Source organism: Aquabacter cavernae (genome assembly GCF_003993795.1).
Lineage (GTDB): Bacteria > Pseudomonadota > Alphaproteobacteria > Rhizobiales > Xanthobacteraceae > Aquabacter > Aquabacter cavernae.
In genome coordinates, this window is the sequence record NZ_RWKV01000017.1 from 263,206 (window position 1) to 284,863 (window position 21,658).

Sequence of the window (21,658 nt, forward strand, 5' to 3'; positions counted from 1 at the left end):
CGATTCCATGACGAAGCATGTGGCGATCCGCGCCTCCGTCTGCCCCCATGACTGCCCCTCCACCTGCGCACTGGAGGTGGAGATCAAGGAAGACGGCCGCATCGGCCGGGTGCGCGGAGCGGCCGACAACAGCTACACGGCAGGCGTCATCTGCGCGAAGGTGGCGCGCTATGCGGAGCGGGCGCATCATCCCGACCGACTCACCGTGCCGCTGGCCCGCACCGGCCCAAAGGGCTCCGGCCAATTCGCCCCCATCTCCTGGGACGACGCGCTGGACCGCATCGCGGATGCGCTGCTCGCCATCGAGCGGACCCACGGAGCGCAGTCCATCTGGCCCTATTTCTATGCGGGCACCATGGGCCATGTGATGCGCGACGGCATCAACCGCCTCACCCATGCCAAGGGCTATTCCCGCTTCTTCTCCAGCATCTGCGTCAATCCCGCCTGGACCGGCTACATGGTCGGCACCGGGCGCCTCGCGGGGGCGGACCCGCGCGAGATGGGGCGCTCCGACCTCGTGGTCATCTGGGGCACCAATGCGGTGGCCACCCAGGTGAACGTGATGACCCACGCCGTGAAGGCGCGCAAAGAGCGCGGCGCAAAGATCGCCGTGGTGGACGTCTATCGCACCCCCACCATGGAGCAGGCGGACATCCCGCTGCTGCTGCGGCCGGGCACGGACGGGGCGCTCGCCTGCGCCGTCATGCATGTGCTGTTCCGCGACGGGCTGGCAGACCGGGACTATCTCGCCCGCTTCGCCTCGGGCGCGGAAGAGCTGGAAGCCCATCTCGCCACCCGCGATCCCGCCTGGGCGGCGGCCATCACCGGCCTGTCGGTGGCGGACATCGAAGCCTTCGCGCGCCTCGTGGGCGAAACGCCGCGCGCCTATTTCCGGGTGGGCTACGGCCTGTCCCGCAGCCGCAACGGCGCCGTGAACATGCATGCCGTCACCTGCATCCCCGTGGTGTCGGGCGCCTGGCAGCATGAGGGCGGCGGCGCCTTCCATTCCAATTCCGGCATTTACGGCCTGCGCAAATCCATGATCGAGGGCCTGGACCTGCGGAACCCCGCGACCCGCGCCCTGGACCAGTCCCGCATCGGCCCCATCCTGTGCGGGGAAGAGGACGCGCTGGCGGGCGGGCCGCCGGTGAAGGCCCTCCTCATCCAGAACACCAATCCCCTCACGGTGGCGCCGGACCAGGAGAAGGTGCGGCGCGGCTTTGCCCGCGAGGATCTGTTCGTGGCGGTGCACGAGCATTTCATGACCGACACGGCCCGCTATGCGGACATCGTACTGCCCGCCACCATGTTCACCGAGCATGACGACCTCTACACGGCGGGCGGGCACCAGCACATCCTGTTCGGCCCCAAGCTCACCGACCCGCCCGGCGAATGCCGCTCCAACCACGACGTCATCCGCGCCTTGGCCGCGCGGTTGGGCGCGGAGCATCCGGGCTTCGCCCTCTCACCCCGCGAGCTGATCGACCGCACCTTGCAGGATTCCAACCGGGGAACGCTGGCGGAGCTTGAAGCCGCCCGCTTCCTGGACGTGCAGCCGGATTTCGAGACCGCCCATTATCTGAAGGGCTTCGGCCACCGGGACGGGCGCTTCCGCCTGAAGCCCGACTGGAGCCGCATCCCCATCCCCACCCCCGGCACGTTCGGCCCGGCGGACCAGATGCCGCCTTTGCCCGATCATTGGGCCATCATCGAGGAGGCGACGCCCGAGCATCCGTTCCGGCTCGTCACGGCGCCTGCGCGCAATTTCCTCAACACCACCTTCACCGAGACCCCCACCTCCTCGCGCCGCGAGGGCGCGCCCTCCCTCCTCATTCATCCCGAGGATGCGGCGGCGCTCGGCGTCAACGAAGGGGACCGGGTGCTGGTGTCCAATCCGCGCGGGCGGGTGGTGCTGGAAGCCCGCCTGTTCGACGGCCTGCGGCGCGGCGTTGTGGTGTCCGAGCAGATCAAGCCCAACCATGCCCATGAACAGGGGCACGGCATCAACACGCTCACGGGCGCGGACCCGGTGGCGCCTGCGGGCGGCGCCGCCTTCCACGACAACCGGGTGCGGATCGAAAAGGCGGCGTGAGGCTCGGTTGGAGGGCGACCTGTCCCCGCCTCTTCCTCACAATTCGTCCTGTTGAATTCGTCCCGTTGCCCCCTCCCAAACCTCCCCCGCAAGCGGGAGAGGGCTTTCCCGCCGGTCCGAGAAACTAAGCGTCCGTATCCCCTCAGGCGTGACAAGGTCCCCTCTCCCGCTTGCGGGGGAGGGCTAGGGAGGGGGAAATCGGAGAGGGGGAAGTCGCCAACGGCCCGCTCGCGCAACGCCTCGGCGCGGCAGCAGACATACCTGCTCGGAGAGTGTGACGGTCGGACAGGCCGGAAAGCCGCTCAGGCCTCGGGCGAGATCATCACTTCGGTGGGGAAGCGGGCGCCGGTGATCTCGACCCGCTCATTCTCCACGCTCAATTGCCCGCCCGCCAGCAGGCGCAGGGCCGCCGGATAGATGGCGTGCTCCTGGCGCAGCACCCGCGCCGCCAGCCCGTCCGCATCGTCCTGCGGCAGCACCGGGACGGCCGCCTGGAGGATGATCGGCCCGCTATCCATCACGGGGCGCACGAAATGCACCGTGCAGCCATGGAAGCGCACGCCCGCCTCCAGCGCCCTTCCATGGGTGTCCAGGCCCGGAAAAGCCGGGAGGAGCGAGGGATGGACGTTGATCATGCGATTGCGCCAGCGCTCCACCAGCCAGGGTGTGAGCAGGCGCATGAAACCGGCGAGGCAGACGATGTCGATGCTCTCGATGCGCAGATGGGCGTCGAGCGAGGCATCGAAGGCGATGCGGTCGGCGAAATCCCGGTGATTGAGCACCAGGGTGCGGATGCCCGCCGCCTCGGCCACCTGGAGGCCCGCCGCATCGGGGCGGTTAGAGATGACGAGGGAAATCTCGGCGGGAAAATCGGGGGCCTCCGCCGCCGACAGGAGGGCGGACATGTTGGAGCCGCGGCCCGAAATCAGGATCGCCGTGCGCTTCTTCTGCATTTCAACCCCAGCCACGCCACCAGAGCCTGATGCCATCAGGCTCTCCCCTATTGATCGGCACACAGTGCCGGGGCCGCAACGCCCCGCTTTGTCCATTCATCTAGACCATGCCCGGTCGGCGGATGCAAAAGCCGCCCGCCGCCCGGACCGCTTCGGCCGCTCACAGGCCGAGGCTGCCCTCATAGACCACATGGGCCGCGCCCTCGCCCGGCTCGATGACGCCGAGGCGCACCACGGTCTCGCCCGCATCGGCGAAGGCGGCGGCCACCGTCTCCTCTGCCTCGGCGGGCACCACAACGGCCATGCCGATCCCGCAATTGAAGGCCCGCAGCATCTCTTCCGGCGCGACGCCGCCCGTCTGGGCGAGCCAGCGGAAGACCGGGGGAACCACCAGATTGCCAAGATCAATGCGCGCCACGGTGCCCTTGGGCAGCACGCGGGGCAGGTTCTCCGTGATGCCGCCGCCGGTGATGTGGGCCAGCGCCTTCACCGCTCCGGTGGAGCGGATGACGGACAGGACGCTCTTCACATAAAGCCGCGTGGGGGTCAGCAGGGCAACGCCCACGCTCTCACCCGGCGCGAACGGGGCGGGGTCGTGCCAGCCGAGGCCCGCCCGCTCCACCACCCGGCGCACCAGGGAATAACCGTTGGAATGCACGCCCGCCGAGGCGAGGCCGAGGATCACGTCACCCGCCTGAACATCCGGCTTGGGCAGAAGGTCGGGGCGCTCCACCGCGCCCACAGAGAAGCCCGCGAGATCATAGTCGCCCTCGGCATACATGCCGGGCATCTCGGCGGTCTCGCCGCCCACCAGCGCGCAGCCGCTCTCCTTGCAGGCGAGCGCGATGCCGCGCACGATCTGCGCGCCCACTTCGGGCGAGAGATGGCCGGTGGCGAAATAATCCAGGAAGAAGAGCGGCTCGGCGCCCTGCACCACCAGGTCGTTCACGCACATGGCCACGAGGTCGATGCCGATCGTGTCGTGCTTGCCGGTCTCGATGGCGATCTTGAGCTTGGTGCCCACGCCGTCCGTGGTGGCCACCAGCAGCGGGTCCGAGAAGCCCGCCCGCTTCAGGTCGAACACGCCGCCGAAGCCGCCGATATCCGCATCGGCGCCGGGCCGCGCGGTGGCCTTCACCAAAGGCTTGATGAGATCCACAAGCCGGTTGCCCGCGTCGATATCGACGCCCGCGTCGCGATAATTGAGGCCGTCCTGCGCCATGGTGTCCTTCCGATCCTCCGCGCGGCTTAACCGCGAACGACACGGGAGGCAAGGCGGGCCAGCGCATTCCAGCCCGTCACGCCCAAAATGCGCGCGTGGACGGGCGAATATTACCCGCTCCGGCGCTCCCTTCGCCTGGGACGGGAGCGGGCTCGGCATCGTGACCGCCGCTCCGATCCGCCCGGCTCCCACACATCCCTGCCTGCGCGCAAAACGGAAAGAGCCCACCGAACGCAGCCTGCGATAGGTCAAAAAGTGTCCTAAACATTTGTCCATCTTCCCCGTGGTCACGCTGACGATGGTGCGGGAAGGTGGTAGTGCTCCGCCCAGGCTGAGGGCCGAAGGAGGTCACACATGGACACCGCGCGATTACTGGCACAGGGTCGGCTGGCGGGACGCACCGCAATGGTCGCACTGGCCGTCTCCGGGCTGGCTCTGCCCCTCGCGGCCTATGCCCAGCCCGCCCCTCCCGCGCAGCAGGGCAACCAGAACGCGCCCCTCGGCGCCGCCGGCATCGCCTGGCCGCGCACCTTCGACCTCGGCGACAGCCGGCTTGAAATCTACCAGCCGCAGATCGAGACCTGGGACGGCAACAGCATTTCCGGCCGCTCCGCGCTGGCCATCGGCCCCAAGGACGGGACGCCCACCTACGGCTTCGCCCATTTCGTGGCCACCGCCACCATCGACAAGGCCGCGGGCCTCGTCCAGCTCTCCAACATCACCGTGGACAAGGTGGAAGTGGTCACCGCGGCCGTGAAGGCCGCCATCGACCAGCGCCTGCCCAAGACCGGGCTGGTGGTGCGGCTCGACCAGTTGCAGGCGAGCTATGCGGTGAACCAGAAGATCGCGGAGCTGCGCACCCAGCCGGTGGACAACACGCCCCCGCGCATCGTGTTCACCGACACCGCCACCATCCTGGTGCCGGTCTCCGGCGAGCCTTCCATGCGCTCGGTTGACGGTGCCCCCACCTATCAGCGCGTCATCAACAGCCGCGCCCTCATCCTCCAGGATTCGAACGGCGTGTTTCACCTCCAGGCGGCCGGCACCTGGTACCAGACCGGCCAGCTCACCGGCACTTTCGTGGCGAACCCCAACGCCTCGGACGAGTTGCAGGCGGCCACCAAGGCCGCGCTCAAGCAGACCCCGGCCGATCCGCTGCTGAACAAGGACGGCAAGCCCGTGGTGCCACCGCCGGCCATCCTGGTGTCCATGGTGCCCACCGAGCTGGTCCAGACCAACGGCCCGGCCCAGATGCTGCCGGTGGCGGGCACGCAATTGCTCTCCATGAGCAATGCCGACCACGCGGTCTTCATGGAGACCGCCACCAACACCTTCTACGTGCTGATCTCGGGCCGCTGGTTCAAGGCGCCGGGCACGGATGGTCCCTGGACCTTCGTGGCCTCGAACGCCCTGCCCGCCGACTTCGCGAAGATCTCGCCCAAGGACCCGCAGGCCAACGTGCTGGTCTCGGTGTCGGGCACCCCGCAGGCCAAGGAAGCGGCCATCGCCGCCACCATCCCGCAGACCTCCACCGTCCAGCGCAACGCCACCACTAGCGTGACCTATTCCGGCGGCGCGCCGCAATTCGCCCCCATCGAGGGGACGGCACTGAAATACGCCGTCAACACCCCCAATCCGGTGATCATGGTGGGGCCGGAGAGCTATTACGTGGCGGTGAACGGCGTGTGGTTCACCGCGCGCACGCCCACCGGCCCCTGGGTGGTGGCGGCGCAGGTGCCTCCCGCCATCTACACCATTCCCGTTGCCTCCCCGGTGCATTACGTGACCTATGTGCGGGTCTATTCGGTGCAGCCCGAGACGGTCGTGGTGGGCTACACGCCCGGCTATATGGGCGTCATGGTCGCCCCCGGCGGCACCGTGGTCTACGGAACCGGCTATAGCTGCACGGGCTGGGCGGGCGTGAACTACTGGTATTCATGCCCGGCCACCTACGGCTACGGGGCGGGCTTCGCGCTCGGCTCCACGGTCGGCTTCGGCTTCGGCTTCGCCGCCGGCTGGGCCTGGGGCGCCGCGGTCACCCCGTTCTGGGGCCCCTATTGGGGCGCCGCGCCCTACGGGCACTGGGGCTATACCAATGTGAACCAGGCCAACATCTATGGTCGCTGGGGCGGCTCCGCCACCGTGACCCAGGCCTGGGGCACCACCTGGAACGGCACGGAATGGGGCGCGCGCTCGGGCTTCGGCACCACGGCGGGCGGCACCAACGTGGCCGGCCGCGCCGCGGGGGGCTTCAATCCCTATACGGGCAATTATGCGGGCGCCCGCGACACCAGCCGATACAATCCCTATACCGGCGCGCGCGGGGCCTCCTCCGCCTCGGTGACGGGCAATGCCTATACCGGCAATTTCGACGCCACACGCTCCTCGGCAGGCGCCAACCCCACCACCGGCACCGCCCATGCATCCACCACCTCGGTGAGCCGGGAAGACGGCCAGCTGAGCGTGGACAGCAAGGGCGTCGCCACCAACCAGCGCACCGGCAATTCGGTGGCCTGGAACAACGGCAACGTCTATGCGGACCATGACGGCAACGTCTACCAGCACGACAACGGCCAGTGGAACCGCGCCACCAGCAGCGGCTGGCAGCCCGTGGACCACTCCTTCAACAGCCAGCAACTCGACAATGAGCGCCAGGCCCGCGACTTCTCGGCCCAGCGCTCGTTCAGCGCCGGAGACCGTTTCAGCGGCGGCGGCGCGCGGGTCGGCGGCGGCGGGGAGCGGTTCCGCCGCTGACCTGGAGCCTGATCCCGTCAGGTTGAACCAACCTGACGGGTGAATCAGTCTCTAACTCGTTGATAGAGTGCGATCGCACTCTTGATGCATTTGGCAGGACAGGCGCCCGAAAGGGCGCCTGTTTCATTTGAGGGGTCTTGTATCCCCTTTTCGCGGCACGGCTTTTCCGCTACGCAGAGGAAGCGCCGCTGCCTCGCATGACGGCCGCCAGCCGCAGACACTCATCGCAGGAGTTGCCGGTGACTGACGAAAACGATCATTCCCATCACGACCATACCGGCCACGAAACCTGCCGCGACATCCGCCATCTGGTGGAAGGCGTCCAGCGCTTCAAGGCGCGCTTCTACGAGCAGGCGCCGTCCTTGATGACGCGGCTCGCCCAGAAGGGACAGGCCCCGGCCACCCTGATGATCTCGTGCTCCGATTCGCGCGTCGATCCGGCCATCCTGTCCGGCGCCGAGCCGGGCGAGCTGTTCGTGGTGCGCAACGTCGCCAATCTCGTGCCCGCCTATGCGCCCGATGACGGGCTGCACGGCACCGGCGCGGCGCTGGAATATGCGGTGCGCGACCTCAAGGTCGATCACATCGTCGTGCTGGGCCATGCCCATTGCGGTGGCATCAAGGCCATGCTCTCCACCGCCGGGGGCGAGCGCCCGCCGCGCGAGTTCGTCGGCCCCTGGGTCGAGATGGCCCTCAAGGCCAGCCGCCTTCATATCCCGGACCAGACCGTGGAAGGCGGCAAGCGCGAGATGTCGCTGGATCACCTGAAGGAAGTGCCGTTCCTCGCCGAGCGGGCCTCCATCCTGGGATCGCTGGACAATCTCATGACCTATCCCTGGGTGCGCGAGCGCGTGGAGGCGGGAACCCTCCAGCTTCACGGCTGGTGGTTCGACCTCGACAGTGGCGACCTCTGGGTCACCGACACGCCCGGCGCGCCGCTGCTCCCCGTCACCTGACGGGGACGGGGATGCGCAAACCGGACGGTCTTGTCTATGGCGTGAACGACCTGCCGCCCGCGCGGGTGGCGCTGCTTGCCTCGCTCCAGCAGGTGGCCTTCCTGGCCGCGCTGCTGGGCGTCCCCGGCCTGGCCGCCATGCGGCTCGGGCTCGACACGCAGATCTTCTTATCCTTGACCGCCACCACCCTGTTCTGCGCCGGGGTGGTCTGCATCATCCAGGGCTTCGGCCGGTTCGGGCTCGGCGCGGGCCTGTTCTACCCGCTCCAATGCACCACGGCGGCCATTCCGGCCCTGATCTACGCCTCGGATGAAGGGCTGAGCCTCGCCCAGAACTTCACCATGGTGGGGGTTCTCGGCCTCTCGCAGATCCTGTTCTCCTTCATCATCTACCGCCTGCGCGGCATCTTCACGGTGGAGGTGGCGGGGCTCGCCGTGTTCCTCATCGGCGTGGGGCTCGGCCAGCAGGGCCTGGTGCTCATCCTCGACGTGCCCACCGGCCACACCAATGCGGTGATGCATCTGGGCACCGCCGCCTTCACCCTCGCCACCCTCATCATCCTGCACGTCTATGTGCGCCACCGCATGCGGCTGTTCACGAACCTGATCGGGCTCGCGGCCGGCCTCACCGTCAGCGCCATCCTGGGCCAGTTGGACCCGGCGGACGTGGCGCAGTTCAAGGCGGCTGCCTGGGTCAACTTCCCCTCCCTGCCGCTGTTCGGCTGGTCGTTCGACACCGGCGCCATCACCGCCTTCGCCGTCACCGGCTTCGTCTTCGCCCTCACCTCCATGGGCGTGCAGACCATTGCCCAGCGCAACAATGACAAGGACTGGAAAGCGCCGGACCTCGTCTCCATCGGCAAGGGCATCCGCGCCGAGGGCGTCATGCACATGCTGGCGGCGGCGCTCAACGCCCTGCCCATGGTGGCCTCGGGCGGCGCGGTCGCCCTCGCCGCCGCTTCGGGCTGCACGGCGCGGACCCTCGCCTTCTGGACCGGCGGCCTGCTGATCCTGTTCTCGCTGCTGCCGAAATTCATGGGCTTCTGGTTCATGATGCCGGATTCGGTCACCGGCGCCCTGTTCCTGTTCCTGGCCACCTTCACCACCGTGAACGGCCTGCAACTGGTGGCGAGCCGCGTGCTGGATGCGCGCAAGGTGGTCGCCATCGGCATGGGCTTCGTCACCGCCATTTCCTACGAGCCCCTGCGCCATCTGCTGGAAGGGCGGGCGCCGGAACTGCGCATCGTCACCTTCTCCTCCTTCGCCGTCACCATCCTGGTCACGGTGACCTTGCTGGCGCTGTTCCGCATCGGCGTGACGCGGCGCGGCGTGCGCCAGTTCCCGGCCGGGCAGGCGAGCCATGACGAGGTGGCCACCTTCATCGAGGCCGAGGGCGGGCGCTGGGGCGCGCGGGTGGACGTGGTGCAGCGCGGCGCCTTCGCCGCCTGGCAGGCCATCGACCTCATCGGCCGCGATCTGGTGGACGCGGAGAAGCCCACCATCGAAGTGGCCACCAGCTATAACGACCTCGTGTTCGATATCATCCTGCGCTACGAGGGCATCGCGCCGCCGCTGGCGAACCGCCCGCCCACGGCGGAGGAACTGCTCGACGATCCGAACCGCGCGGCCCAGCTCACCGGCTATCTCATCTCCAAGCTTACGCCGGACCTCCGGGTCCAGCGCGTCCACCATCGTTGGGAACTGCATCTGCGCCTGCCGGTGTAGCGCGCGCCCGCCGTCGCCCGCTTGCCGACCCCGTTTGCCCGGCGGATAAGATGGGCGTGACGCTGCCGTGTGCAGGGGCCGCTCTCCGCCGCCCTTGAAACCGCGCGGTGCCGCACGAGAGACTGCGTGACGCGATCGGCTTGCCCCGGCAATCCGGTCGGATCGCGCGCCAGGAAACCACGCTCCGGGACAACCACGCTCCAGGACAACCACGCTCCAGGACAACCACGCGCCATGTGCAGTGCGCAGAGGGCCGACGCATGACGGACCTGGGAATGGCGCGGAACCCCGAAGGGGACGGCGCCGCGAGCACCGGGCGGGACCGGCGGGGCTGGCGCCGCGGCATCCGGCGCGTGATGGCCATCGGCCTCCTGAGCGCGGGCATCGCGGTGGCCATCGTGCTGGCGGTGGGCTTCGCCAGCTTCCGCGAATTCGCCTCCGCCAACCGGCTGCGGGAAGAGCTGCTCTATTCCTCGCTCATCCGCGACCATCTCCAGCACATCTTCGAGGACCTGCTGAGCGCCGAAAGCGGCACGCTCGGCTATGTAGTGACCGGGCGGGAGGAATTCCTCGACCCGCTCACCAGCGCCCAGGAAAACGTGCGCCAGGACATCGAGGCGCTGAGCCGCCTCGCCTGGGCGCGCCCGGAACACAGCGTCGCCCTGACGGAACTGAGCCGGTTCGCGGAGGAGGAGATCCGCCTCCTCCTGGAAATGGCGGAGACGCGCAACAAGGCAGGCGGGCTTGCCGCCTCCACGGTCATGGAGGCGCGGCGCGGCAAGGCGGTGATGGACCGGATCCGCCGCGTGGTGATGGACATCTCCGCCGCCGAGGTGGCCGCCGCCGAACAGCAGACCTTCCAGGTGCGCCTCGCCAGCCAGAGGACCAAGCAGACCCTCCTCCTGCTCCTGTCCGCCGCCATCGCCGTGGTGGTGGGCTCCACCTTGGTGATGATCGCCCATCTCATGGGCCGGCGGCGCGCGGAGATGGTGCTGGCCGACACGCTGGGGCGCCATCGCGCGACCCTCGCCAGCGCCATGGATGCCATCGTCACGGTCAATGACAAGGGGCAGATCGAGACCGCCAATCCCGCCACCACCCGCATGTTCGGCTGGTCCTTGGAGGAACTGGCGGGGGCTCCCGTCGCCCGGCTGTTCCTGCCCCCCGGCGAGACCGCGGCGCGCCGCCCGGACATGCTGGACCAATTGGTGGCCCAGGCGGCGGACGGCGGCGCGGCGCGCGAATTCGAGGGCCTGTGCAAGGACGGCTCCCCTTTGCCGGTGGACGTGGTGGTGGGGCGCATGCAGTCCAGCGACGGCAACCGCCTCGTGGCGATCTTCCACGACATCACCGAGCGCAAGCGGGCGGAGATCATCAAGAACGAGTTCGTCTCCACGGTCAGCCACGAATTGCGCACGCCGCTCACCTCCATCGCCGGCTCGCTCGGGCTGCTGAACGGAGGGGCGGTGGGCGAACTGCCCCCGCCCGCCAAGCGCCTCGTCTTCATTGCCCATGAGAACAGCCGGCGGCTCGTGCGCCTCGTCAACGACATCCTCGACATCCAGAAGATGCAGTCGGCATCCATGACCTTCGCGCGCGAGCCGGTGGTGATGGAAGAGGTGGCGCGGCTCGCCATCGAGCAGAATACGGGCTTCGCGGCCGAGCACGGGGTGCGCCTCACGCTCCATGCGGACGAGGCCGACACGTCCGTGGTGGGCGACCAGGACCGGCTCATCCAGGTGCTCACCAACCTCATTTCCAACGCGGTCAAATTCTCCCCCGCCGACGGCGTGGTCGCGCTGAGCGTGGAGCGGCGGGAGGACGTGGTGCGGGTCTGCGTGCAGGACCACGGGACCGGCATCCCCGAATCCTTCCGGGCCAGCATGTTCACCCGCTTCGCCCAGGCCGACACCACCGACACGCGCCAGCGCGGCGGCACCGGCCTCGGGCTCGCCATCGTCAAGGAAATCGTCGATCGCCATGCCGGACGCATCTCCTTCGAGAGCGAAGAGGGGGTGGGCACCAGTTTCTATGTGGACCTGCCCGCCCGCCTCATGAGCACCCCCGCGCCCCGGCAGAAGGAGCCCGCCCCCGTGCTGCTGGTGGAGAGCCACACGGCCTCGGCGAAGGTGCTCACCGCCGACCTCGCCCGCGAAGGCATCGCCACGGAACGCGCGGAGACGGCTGCGGAGTGCGAGGGGCGCTCGGTTCTGCGGGCCTATCGCGCCATCCTCATCGCGCCCCTGCTGCGCGACCGGGACGGCATCTCCCTGGTGCGCTCCCTGCGCCGGACCGAGCGCACGCGGACCACGCCGCTGATGATGGTGACGCTTCCCCTGACCCCGGAGACGGAGGCAGAGGCGGAGGGTGAAACCGCTCCCCGCCCGCTGATGGCCCTGCCCGTGGCGGGATGGCTCGATTCCCCGCCGGAGCGGGCGCGGATCACGAGCCTTGCCGCCGGCCTCGATCACCCGCCGGTCCTGCTCCATCTGTGCCTGTCCGGGCCTGCCCGCCGGGCCATGGCGGAGGCGGCGCGCGGCTGCGCAGACGTGATTCCCGCAGGCAACCTCGCGGAAGCCCATGCCGTTCTGGCGCTGCGGCCATGCGACTTCCTCGTGGTCCAGTTCGACGATGCCGCCCTGTCCCCGCAGGACCTTGAGGCGCTGGTCCGGCAGCCGCCGGGCACCCTGCCGCCGCTGGTGGGCTGTTCGCCCGCCGATCTGGACGCGGTCCAGGCGCGCATGCTGGCGGACCTCATGGCGAAGGGCGCGGGCGGCCTCGCGCATCTGACAACTCTCGCGGAGTGGCGCGACACGGCGCGCACCGGCGGACCGGAGCGGAAGGGGCCATGACCTTGCACGTACTCTATGTGGACGATGATGCCGATATCCGGGAGATCGCCGCCCTGTCCCTCGGCCTCGACCCCGCCATCGCCGTGGAGACCGCCGCCTCCGGGCAGGCGGCCGTGGAGCGGGCGCGGCAGGGCGGGCTCGACCTTATCCTGCTGGACGTGATGATGCCCCAGATGGACGGGCGCACCACCTTCGCCGCCCTCCAGGGCCTCAACCTCACCCCGCCCGTGCCCGTGGTGTTCGTGACCGCGCGGACCCAGGCCCATGAGATCGCTTTGTTCAAGGATCTGGGCGCCATCGGCGTCATCGCCAAGCCGTTCGACCCCATGACGCTGGCGCGGGACATCCGCGCGCTTCATACTGCCGCTTTGGCCTGACGCCCGCCCCGTCTGGAACCCGTCCCGGGGAGCGAACCGGGCCCTTTCTTTCGCTGACACATCACCTTCAGACAGAGGCGGCACAGTGCCGGCTCATTTCTCGGGGGCGGGAGATCAGCCACATGGAAAACACCACCTTGGCCCGTTCGATCCGTGGCATCGGATATTCCATCCGGTCCACCGATCCGAACTTCGCCGACCTCCCTGCGAAGCTGGACGAAGCCGAGGCGCTGGGTGTCGATTTCGTTGAGCTGCCGCTGTTCTGCTGGACCCTCATTGCCAATGGGCAGGTGATGCGGGAGCCGCTAGAGCGGCTCGTGCGAGCCACCCGTGGCCGCCCGTTCGGCTACACAGCCCACGGCCCGCTCGCCATCAACCTGATGGAGACGCCCGCGCGAATCGGCGCGCATGCCGCGTTGCTGGATGCCGCCATCGGCGTGGCCCAGGCGGTGGAAGCGGAGCATCTCGTCATCCATACCGGCTGCGTGCGCGATCCCGACGAGACTTTCGCCGTGGGCTATGCCCGCCAGCGCGAGGCGCTCCAGCGGGCCGGCGACCGGGCCGGACGGGCGGGCGTGACGCTGTGCGTGGAAAACATCTTCCGCTTCGCCCCCATGCGCGAAACCGCCAGCCCCTCGCGCCTCGCGAGCGAGATCGACGCCATCGCCCACCCAAGCGTGCGCGCCACGCTGGATGTGAGCCACGCCTATCTGCGCTGCGCCGACGGAAAGCTGGACCCGGTGGCGGAGATCGCGGCGCTCGCTCCCTATGCGCGCCACATCCACGCCCATGACAGTTTCGGCCTTCCCTCGGTGAGCTGGGCCATGGACGAGGCCGAGCGGCTGGGACTGGGCGAGGGCGACCTGCACCTGCCCATCGGCTGGGGCAGCCTGCCCTGGAAGACGCTGGCCGCCAGCCTCACGCCCGAGGCGGGGGCGATCCTGAACCTGGAACTGCATGGCCGCTATTGGAGCGAGCTGCCGGCGCAGATCGACATGCTGCGCGCCTTGACCGGGCGCGCGCCGCTGCCCCGCGCGGCCTGACCGGCGCCTGCGGACAGCCGATCCATCCGTCCCGTGTGAGGCATGTCCCGGCGGCGCCCTGAGGGCTCCGCCGGGTTGTTTTTCCTGCGCCCTCGGCCGAACCGGCGCTGCGCATCCAACCCATTGAGGAAGCGCCATTTCCAATCCGCAGGCCCGCGCGGACGCGCTTCCATGCAGATCAATCGCATTCTAGAGTGCGATCGCCCCATCCCGAAGCACCAGAGCGCTTCGGGATGGGGCGTGAATCGCTCTCTATCAATGAGTTAGAGACTGATTCACCCGCCAGGTTGATTCAACCTGACGGGATCAGGCTCTAATGTGCGGCCGGAGCGCATCGGAGAAGAAGCGCGAGAAGCGCGGAGGGGAACCCATGCAAGGCCTGCTCGATCCCAGCACAAAGAAGCTCATCCGGCGGTACGGCGTATTCGCCGCCGTCGTCATCCTGTGCGTGTTCAGCCTCATCCTGTCGTTCGGCGGCGGGCACCTCTGGCTGTTCGTGTTCTGCGTGCTGTTTCCCCTCGCCTTCGTGGGCGTGTTCGACGTCACGCAGAAGCATCACTCGCTGCTGCGCAACTATCCCATCGTGGCCTCGGTGCGCTGGATGTTCGAGGCGGTGCGGCCCTATCTGCGCCAGTACATCGTGGAGGGCGACCTGGACGGCGCGCCCTATAACCGCAAGGCGCGCAGCCTCGTCTATGCCCGCGCCAAGGGCGAGGAAGACCGCCAGCCCTTCGGCACCGAGCTGGACACCGGGGCGCCCGAATATGAATGGATGACCCATTCCATCGCGCCCATGCCCGTGGCGAGCGAGCCCTTCCGCGTGCGGGTGGGTGGCAAGGACTGCGCCAAGCCCTATGAGGCGGCGGTGCTCAACGTATCCGCCATGAGCTTCGGCTCGCTGGGGCGCAACGCCATCGAGGCGCTCAATCTCGGCGCGCAGAAGGGCGGCTTCTATCACGACACCGGCGAGGGCGGCCTCTCGCCCTATCACCGCATCCATGGCGGCGACATCGTCTGGCAGGTGGCCTCGGGCTATTTCGGCTGCCGCAACCGCGACGGCACCTTCGCGCCCGAGCTGTTCGCCGAAAAGGCGGCGGACGATCAGGTGAAGATGATCGAGGTGAAGCTGAGCCAGGGCGCCAAGCCCGGCCATGGCGGCGTGCTGCCGGCCGCCAAGGTGACGCCCGAAATCTCCCAGATCCGCGGCATCCCCATGGGCGAGGACTGCATCTCACCCGCACGCCATCCCTCCTTCGCCACCCCCTCCCAGATGATGGAATTCGTGGCGCGGCTGCGGGAACTCTCCGGCGGCAAGCCGGTGGGTCTCAAGATGTGTGTCGGCCATCCCAGCGAGGTGTTCGCCATCGCCAAGGGCATGCTGAAGACCGGCATCACGCCCGACTTCATCGTGGTGGACGGAGCCGAGGGCGGCACCGGTGCGGCGCCGCAGGAACTCACCAACCATATGGGCATGCCGCTGCGCGAGGGCCTCGTCCTCATGCGCAACGCTCTGGTGGGCGCGGGCCTGCGCGACCGGGTGCGGCTCGCCGCCTCCGGCAAGGTCACGTCCGGCTTCGGCATGGCCGCCAACATGGCGGTGGGCGCGGACTGGTGCAACGCGGCGCGCGCCTTCATGTTCTCGCTGGGCTGCGTCATGTCCATGCGCTGCCACACCGGCGACTGCCCCACCGGCATCACCACCAATGATCCCCATCTCCAGCGCGGCCTGGTGGTGGAAGACAAGGCGGAGCGCGTGGCCCGCTTCCAGCGCCACACGGTGGAGGCGCTGGCGGATCTGGTGGCGGCGGCGGGCCTCGCCCATCCCACGGAGCTGGAGCCCCACCACATCTGGCACCGCCTGACGCCCGTGGAAGCCAAGCCCCTGGACCGTCTCTACCCCTTCCTCGCCAAGGGCATCCTGCTGGACGCCCCCGACGAGACGCCCTACGCGGCCGAATGGGCGGCGGCGAGCGCCGACAGCTTCACGCCGCTGAGCAGCGTGGGGCCCGCCCGGGCGGCCTGAGGACGCGCCTCTTGTCGAGGGGCGCCTGAGCCCCCATATCGAGCCGGAACGGGATGCCGAACAGGGTCCCGAGGGAGCGGCGAAACCGCCGCTCCGGTTCCGCAAAGTCGCTTGATGAAGGACTTTGGCTCATGTCGCGTATCTCTTCGCTGTCGAATCCCTTCCTTCTCGGGTTCGACGAGGTCGAGCGGGCACTCGACCGCGTGACGAAGGCATCCGAGGGATATCCGCCCTACAATGTGGAGCGGATCGATCTCGCAGACGGATCGCCTCTGCGGCTGCGCATCACCCTTGCGGTGGCCGGTTTCACCGAGCAGCAGCTTGAAATCACGCTTGAAGAGCGGGAGCTGACCATCTCCGGCCGCCAGGTCGAAGAGCCGGGTGAGCGTGTCTTCCTCCACAGAGGCATCGCAGCCCGCCAGTTCCAGCGCACCTTCGTTCTCGCCGAGGGCATGAATGTGCTCGGTGCGGAACTGCGCAATGGGCTTCTGTCCATAGACCTCGCGAGGCCCGAGCCCACACGGCAGGCCCGGCGCATCGACATCGTATCCCTCTCGTGAGGGAACCGAAGGTGCGGTGCGGTGCGTTAGCGGACAGAGAGGATATGATTATGATCGCCAAGACCGAAGCTGAAACCCCGGTGGACACCCAGACCTCCACCATGACTCCCGAAGCCCTTGCGGGCCTCGGCGGCGGGCATCTCGCCTATATGCGCACCATCCGTTCGGAGGACGTGCAGCGGCTGTTCCCCCAGGCGCCCGCCATCGCGCCGGGCCTGACGCTGTTCACCCTGCATGCGGCGGATGGCACGCCCATCCTGCTCACCGACAATCGCGAGGCGGCCTTCGCCAATGCCAGCGAGCACGACCTCATGATGGTGAGCCTGCACTGAGCCCGCGGCCCCGGTCTTCGACCGGGGCGAAAGCGGCGCGGCGTTGGACCTTCACGCCTGCCGGCCATGGCCCCCGCGCGCGCTTGCCGTCAGGCGTGCGCCTGAGCGGGCAGCCCGAGTAGCTGGCGCGCCGGGGCATCATCCTCCGCCCCCACCAGATTGAGCAGCGGCCGAACCGAGCCGGCGAGCCGCCCCTGCCCCGCAAGGGTGGCTGCATGATCGGCAATACCTTCGGCCAGCGCGGCGGATACGTCCGCACGCACCTCGGTCTTCCCGGCATGGGCCGTGGGCGGCAGAAGGGTGTCCGCAAGCAGGTCCAGTCGCCCGGCAAGCCGCGTCGCGACGGGCGCAGGCAGGTTGCCCTGAGCCAGGAAGCTCTTGAAGAAGAAGCGCGAATCCCGCGCGCGCTTCTCCTCCGCCTCTGTAAGCAGGAAGCCGAACCCCTGCACGTTCACGTCCAGCATGCTGCGCATCACGCGCTCGCAGCTATCCACCAGATCCACGGTCCAGCCCATGCCCACCAGGGCCACCTGCATGCCGGGGCGCAAGCCCGCACGGGCCAGCAGGCTGAAGAGTTCGGACCGCGTGCGGTTGGCGACGCGGAAGAACTCCCATTTGAAGGCGCGGATGAAGCGGTGCGTCAGCTCTTCCTGCCCAAAGCCGAACCGCCGGTCGTCGGTCAGGCCCAGATCCGACAGGACATGGTCCGCCGGGGTCGCCATTCCGAACTTGGCGAACACCTCTCGCGCATTCAGCCCGTGAAACCCCACGGCCAGCGAGACGAGCCCCTCCTCGATCATGGAATGGGATAGTTCCGCGAGGCGCAAGCGCCCTTCCGACCCGTGGATCCAGAGTTCGTTGGCGGCGGGAAAGGCCTGGGAAACCGGCCGCACCCAGCCGCAGGAAGGGTCGATGAACAGCACGAAGTCGATGGAATAGCACTCGACCTCGGAGCGCACCCATTGCAGGTAAGCCGCGAGCGCCGGGCCGGAATATGCCCGCCCCACATCGCGCGCCGAAACTAACGGATCGTTCAGACTGGTCACCCCGCCCAACCTCTTCCTCTTCCAGACATCGCCGACCACCCGCAAAACGATCAGGAGGCCCAGACGGGCCAGAAATATCCGGCCCTATACCTGAAGCTTGAAACCTACATCGTTCGGATGAAGGTTTTCGTTAAAGAACGGATCCTTGAGATAAAATCCCGGATGCGCGAGATCGAGCCGCTGCTTATCCAGCCGCAGGCGCGCGCGCTTTTCCGGATTGATATGGTCGATTCCGCGGCTGAGAGACTCGTAGTGCAACAGCTCCACCGCGGGGCACAGGACGTTGAAATATCCCGCCTCGATGAGCCTGTAGCAGAGATCCACGTCGTTATAGGCAACCGGGAAGCTCTCATCGAACCAGCCCACGCGCTCGAACTTGGAACGCTCCACCATGAGGCACGCGCCCGTCACCGCGCTCCAATTATATTCCAGCAGCGTCCGGGCGAAGTAGCCGGGCTCGTTGCGGGCGACACCGAGGAAGGCGTGGCTTGGCCCCGGAGCGATATTGACCACGCCCGCATGCTGGACGCGCAGGGAATTGGGATAAAGGAGCTTGGCCCCCACCGCCCCCACATGGCCGCGCTGGGCGAAGCCCGCAAGGCGTTCGAGCCAGTCGCCGTTCAGCACCTCGGTGTCGTCGTTCAGGAACAGCAGGATCTCGCCCGCAGCCGCGCGCGCGCCCACATTGCACAATTCGGAGAAATTGAACGGCCGGTCATGGGGCACGAGCCGCACACGCGGATGGGTCGCCAGCGTGGCGAGGTAGGAAAGCGCCGTTTCCTGGGTGGATCCATTGTCCACCACTACCACCTCGTAATGGTCATAGGTGGTCTTGGCGAAGATGGAATCCAGGCACTTGCGCAGCACCGCCGGATTGTTCTTCGAGGGAATGACGATGGAGACCAGCGGCGTGCCGGCCACGAAATAACGCACCCGGGAATAGGCGCCGCCCGGTCCCAGATCCTCCACCGTGCCGGAAACGTTGCGACGGCGCATGGCATCGAGCCGCAGCGCCTTGGCCGCGACCAGGGCTGCGGGCTTCGCGTCATAAGTGCCGGAGGTGGACCCCGGAATGATGCGCCAGTGGTAGAGCACCTTGGGGATGTGGGCGATCTTCGTGGTCTGCTCGGTCACGCGCAGCACCAGGTCCCAATCCTGTGAGCCGTCATATTCGGGCCGCAGCAGGCCGGTCCGCAGCAACAGGCTCTTGCGGATGCAGCTGACGTGGCACGTATACATCAGGCTCATGAGCGTATCGGGAGACCAGTCCGGCTTGAAGAACGGCTCCACGAAATGCCCCTCGGGCGTGATCTTGTCCTCGTCGCTATAGATGAAGTCCGCGTCTTCCCTGTCAACGCACAAGGCCAGCTCGTAGAGGCAGTCCTCGGTGAGTTCGTCATCATGGTCCAGGAACACGATGTAATCGCCGCGCGCCGCATCAATGCCGGCATTGGTGGCCCCGGCGATCCCGCTGTTCTGGGACTGCAGCAGCTTGACGATGCGCGGATCATCCAGCGCGGACAGGGCGGTGCGCACCTCGTCCCTGGGGCTCGCATCGTCCACCAGCACCAGCTCCCACCTGTCGTACCACTGGGCACGCACCGAGGCGACGAGGCGCGAGAGCAGGTCCGGGGGCGTGTTGTAGAGCGGGACGACGATGGAAAAGAGCGGCTTGCGGACAAGGCCGTCGAGGCGCGCCTGCAGGTCAGTGGGCGGCGCGGGCGGAATATAGGTATAGGCACCCTCCACCGACCAGCCATAGGTACCGCACTGGTCCGCCGGAGCGTCGGCGGGCGCATCGGCGTCCGGCACGAAGCTCACCTTGCACAGATACTTGGAGGACATCGCCCGCGGGCCGCCCTTGGTGATGAGAGGGCGGTTCGCCTCCTGGTGAACCGTGGACGCGATCCAGCGGCGCCATGAACGGGTGAACAGGCTCCCGCCCTTGATGGGCAGGCTGGGATGGGCCTTCTCGATATAATCAGCGAGCGCCAGCTCGTCCGCGCCCAGCTCGGGATGGGCGGCCCGATACTCCATGGGATCGAAGACCGGACTCGGCCGCCGCCCCTGCGGCTCTCCGATGGTGATGTAGTGCAGCAGCGGATTGATGCCGCTCGCGCTCACATCGGGATTGCTGCGCAGATAATATTCGCTGTCGAAGAGCGGGTTGGGATTCCGCCCCTCATAGGCGCCGAGCAGCATGTAATCGACGACGGGCTCGACATTGTCGAGCATGTCGTTCTTGTAATTGTAGATGTAGTAGCGCCGATTGAAGAGGCTGGATCGCGTGAGGATCCCGCACTGGTCGATCAGGGGGCTGGAGCCATAGCGGCGTACCAGCGCGCCCACCGCGCCCTTGAAACCCCGACGCGCGCAGGAAATATGGGCCGACGCCAATTCGGCTGTGCGGACCCGACGCTCATGCTCGGCTTCGACCTGCGCTTCCAGCCTGCGAACCTCCTCCGCCAAGCCGGCGACCTCTTCCGCATTGTGCCGGCGCTGCGTCGCGAGTTCGCCGCTCAGCCGCGCCACGATCTCGGCCTGAGGACGAGAACCCCCAGGAAATGCAACCGGTTCCCGCCCGGCCGACATTTCCATGGAGGCTTCGATCCCCATGCGCTTGGTATTGTCCTTCAGGGCATGAAGGTCGCGCGCCATGTTTTCGAGCTGGGCTTCCAGGCTCTGGGCCATGCGCTGCAGTTCCGCCTCGCGCAGGCCCCGCCGCACTAGATTGGCGCCGATGGTGGCGAAATAGGACTGGATGGCGGTGTCGGCACCGGGATCCAGCACCTGGCCGGGCGGCATCAAGAGCCCTTCGAGGCCCGCCGGCATCTTCTTGCCAATGGCCAGCACGCCGAGGCCGTGGCCGTGGTGAAACTCGAAGGTGGCGTAGCGCTGGCGCAGTTCGTCAAACAGGCGCCACACCCCGAAGCCGCGATCATGCACCTGGGTGTCGTGGAACAGCACCACCGCATCGGCGCTCAGCTTCGGGAGCCAGCTCTCGAAATCGTGGCGGACGGCCTCGTAGGTGTGCAGCCCGTCGATATGCAGGAGATCGATCGAGCCGTCCTCGAACCGCTCCACCGCCTCGTCGAACGTGCAGCGAAGCAGTTGCGAGAAATCGGCATAGCGCGCCTCATTATAGAGGTTCAGCTCGCGGAAGATGGTCTCGCTATAGTGGCCGGCATGCTCGTCCCCCTGCCAGGTGTCCACGGCGAAAGCGCGCGCCGGACGCCCGAGAGTGCGGAAGGCCTGGCAGAAGGCAGAGTAGGAAACGCCGGTATGGGTACCCAGTTCCACGAACTGGCGTGGGCGCAGCACCAAGGCAAGCCAGAAGGCGAAAGGCACATGGGACAGCCACGCCGAGGTGTCGCCTCCGAGGCGCTCGGGCTCTCCCAAAACCAGCGGATGAACCATCCCGAGGCGATACAGCACGTCCTGCTTCTGATTCACACCGCTCATCCGGCAAACCTGACTCGGGGGCCTTGGGGGCACCCTTAGCTCACCAGAGAATAAGCTTCAAGCACACTTGCGTGCGCTACTGCCCGCACCCTGCGGCGATCCTTGATGAAGGCGGCCGGACATATCCGTTTACTCAGGGCAATCCCTGTTGTCCGTGGCGGTCAATTGCGTCGGTCATCTGAATCATAACGTGCGCCCCGAAACCGGGCGCCCGGATGACTGGAGAAGGCGCGAGCGGAATACACGAATTTCTGAAGATGAA

The 21,658-nt window shown here is 67.7% G+C and carries 14 protein-coding genes; 10 read left to right on the plus strand and 4 right to left on the minus strand.

Translation table 11 applies throughout. The annotated features are described in order from the left end of the window. The first annotated feature begins 7 nt into the window (after positions 1–7). Positions 8–2,092 carry a molybdopterin-containing oxidoreductase family protein gene (locus tag EJJ38_RS19155; RefSeq protein ID WP_127092034.1) on the plus strand — a complete coding sequence of 695 codons (2,085 nt, stop codon included), beginning with the start codon at positions 8–10 and terminating at the stop codon, positions 2,090–2,092. A 302-nt stretch (positions 2,093–2,394) separates the two neighbouring features. On the opposite strand, the gene purN is transcribed toward EJJ38_RS19155, so the two are convergent. Continuing rightward, positions 2,395–3,081: a phosphoribosylglycinamide formyltransferase gene (gene purN / locus EJJ38_RS19160; protein ID WP_245454335.1), complete on the minus strand. Its 687-nt coding sequence runs from the start codon at positions 3,079–3,081 to the stop codon at positions 2,395–2,397. Positions 3,082–3,205: 124 nt separating this feature from the next. Further along, entirely contained in the window at positions 3,206–4,267 is a 1,062-nt protein-coding gene (gene purM / locus EJJ38_RS19165; RefSeq protein WP_127092035.1) for a phosphoribosylformylglycinamidine cyclo-ligase, read from the minus strand. A gap of 354 nt (positions 4,268–4,621) precedes the next feature. On the opposite strand from purM, the gene EJJ38_RS20380 reads away from it, so the two are divergent. From EJJ38_RS20380 to EJJ38_RS19210, 9 genes are all read left to right on the plus strand, one after another. Then, a complete protein-coding gene (locus EJJ38_RS20380) occupies positions 4,622–7,021 on the plus strand; it encodes a carbohydrate-binding family V/XII (RefSeq protein WP_164738583.1) in 2,400 nt (799 codons plus the stop codon). Between the two features lie 239 nt (positions 7,022–7,260). Continuing rightward, entirely contained in the window at positions 7,261–7,977 is a 717-nt protein-coding gene (locus EJJ38_RS19175; protein ID WP_205666218.1) for a carbonic anhydrase, read from the plus strand. 11 nt (positions 7,978–7,988) lie between these two features. After that, on the plus strand, positions 7,989–9,701 hold the full coding sequence (locus EJJ38_RS19180; RefSeq protein WP_127092037.1) for a solute carrier family 23 protein: 1,713 nt from the start codon (positions 7,989–7,991) through the stop codon (positions 9,699–9,701). A gap of 260 nt (positions 9,702–9,961) precedes the next feature. Continuing rightward, positions 9,962–12,553, plus strand: coding sequence for a sensor histidine kinase (locus EJJ38_RS19185; RefSeq protein ID WP_127092038.1), 2,592 nt, complete (start codon positions 9,962–9,964; stop codon positions 12,551–12,553). Next, complete coding sequence (locus EJJ38_RS19190) at positions 12,550–12,930, plus strand: response regulator (protein WP_127092039.1); 381 nt, start codon at positions 12,550–12,552, stop codon at positions 12,928–12,930. The genes EJJ38_RS19185 and EJJ38_RS19190 overlap by 4 nt, the downstream gene beginning before the upstream one ends. A 122-nt stretch (positions 12,931–13,052) precedes the next feature. After that, on the plus strand, positions 13,053–13,973 hold the full coding sequence (locus EJJ38_RS19195) for a sugar phosphate isomerase/epimerase family protein (protein WP_127092040.1): 921 nt from the start codon (positions 13,053–13,055) through the stop codon (positions 13,971–13,973). A 370-nt stretch (positions 13,974–14,343) separates the two neighbouring features. Continuing rightward, a complete protein-coding gene (locus tag EJJ38_RS19200; protein WP_127092041.1) occupies positions 14,344–15,996 on the plus strand; it encodes an FMN-binding glutamate synthase family protein in 1,653 nt (550 codons plus the stop codon). Between the two features lie 131 nt (positions 15,997–16,127). Beyond that, entirely contained in the window at positions 16,128–16,556 is a 429-nt protein-coding gene (locus EJJ38_RS19205; protein WP_127092042.1) for an Hsp20 family protein, read from the plus strand. Positions 16,557–16,606: 50 nt separating this feature from the next. Next, entirely contained in the window at positions 16,607–16,888 is a 282-nt protein-coding gene (locus EJJ38_RS19210) for a BQ00720 family protein (protein WP_127092043.1), read from the plus strand. A gap of 89 nt (positions 16,889–16,977) precedes the next feature. Here the strand turns inward: EJJ38_RS19210 and EJJ38_RS19215 are convergent, their stop codons facing one another. Next, positions 16,978–17,934 (minus strand): hypothetical protein, encoded by a 957-nt coding sequence (locus tag EJJ38_RS19215; protein ID WP_127092044.1) that lies wholly within the window; start codon positions 17,932–17,934, stop codon positions 16,978–16,980. Between the two features lie 84 nt (positions 17,935–18,018). Then, on the minus strand, positions 18,019–21,396 hold the full coding sequence (locus tag EJJ38_RS19220; protein ID WP_127092045.1) for a glycosyltransferase: 3,378 nt from the start codon (positions 21,394–21,396) through the stop codon (positions 18,019–18,021). Positions 21,397–21,658 lie beyond the last annotated feature (262 nt).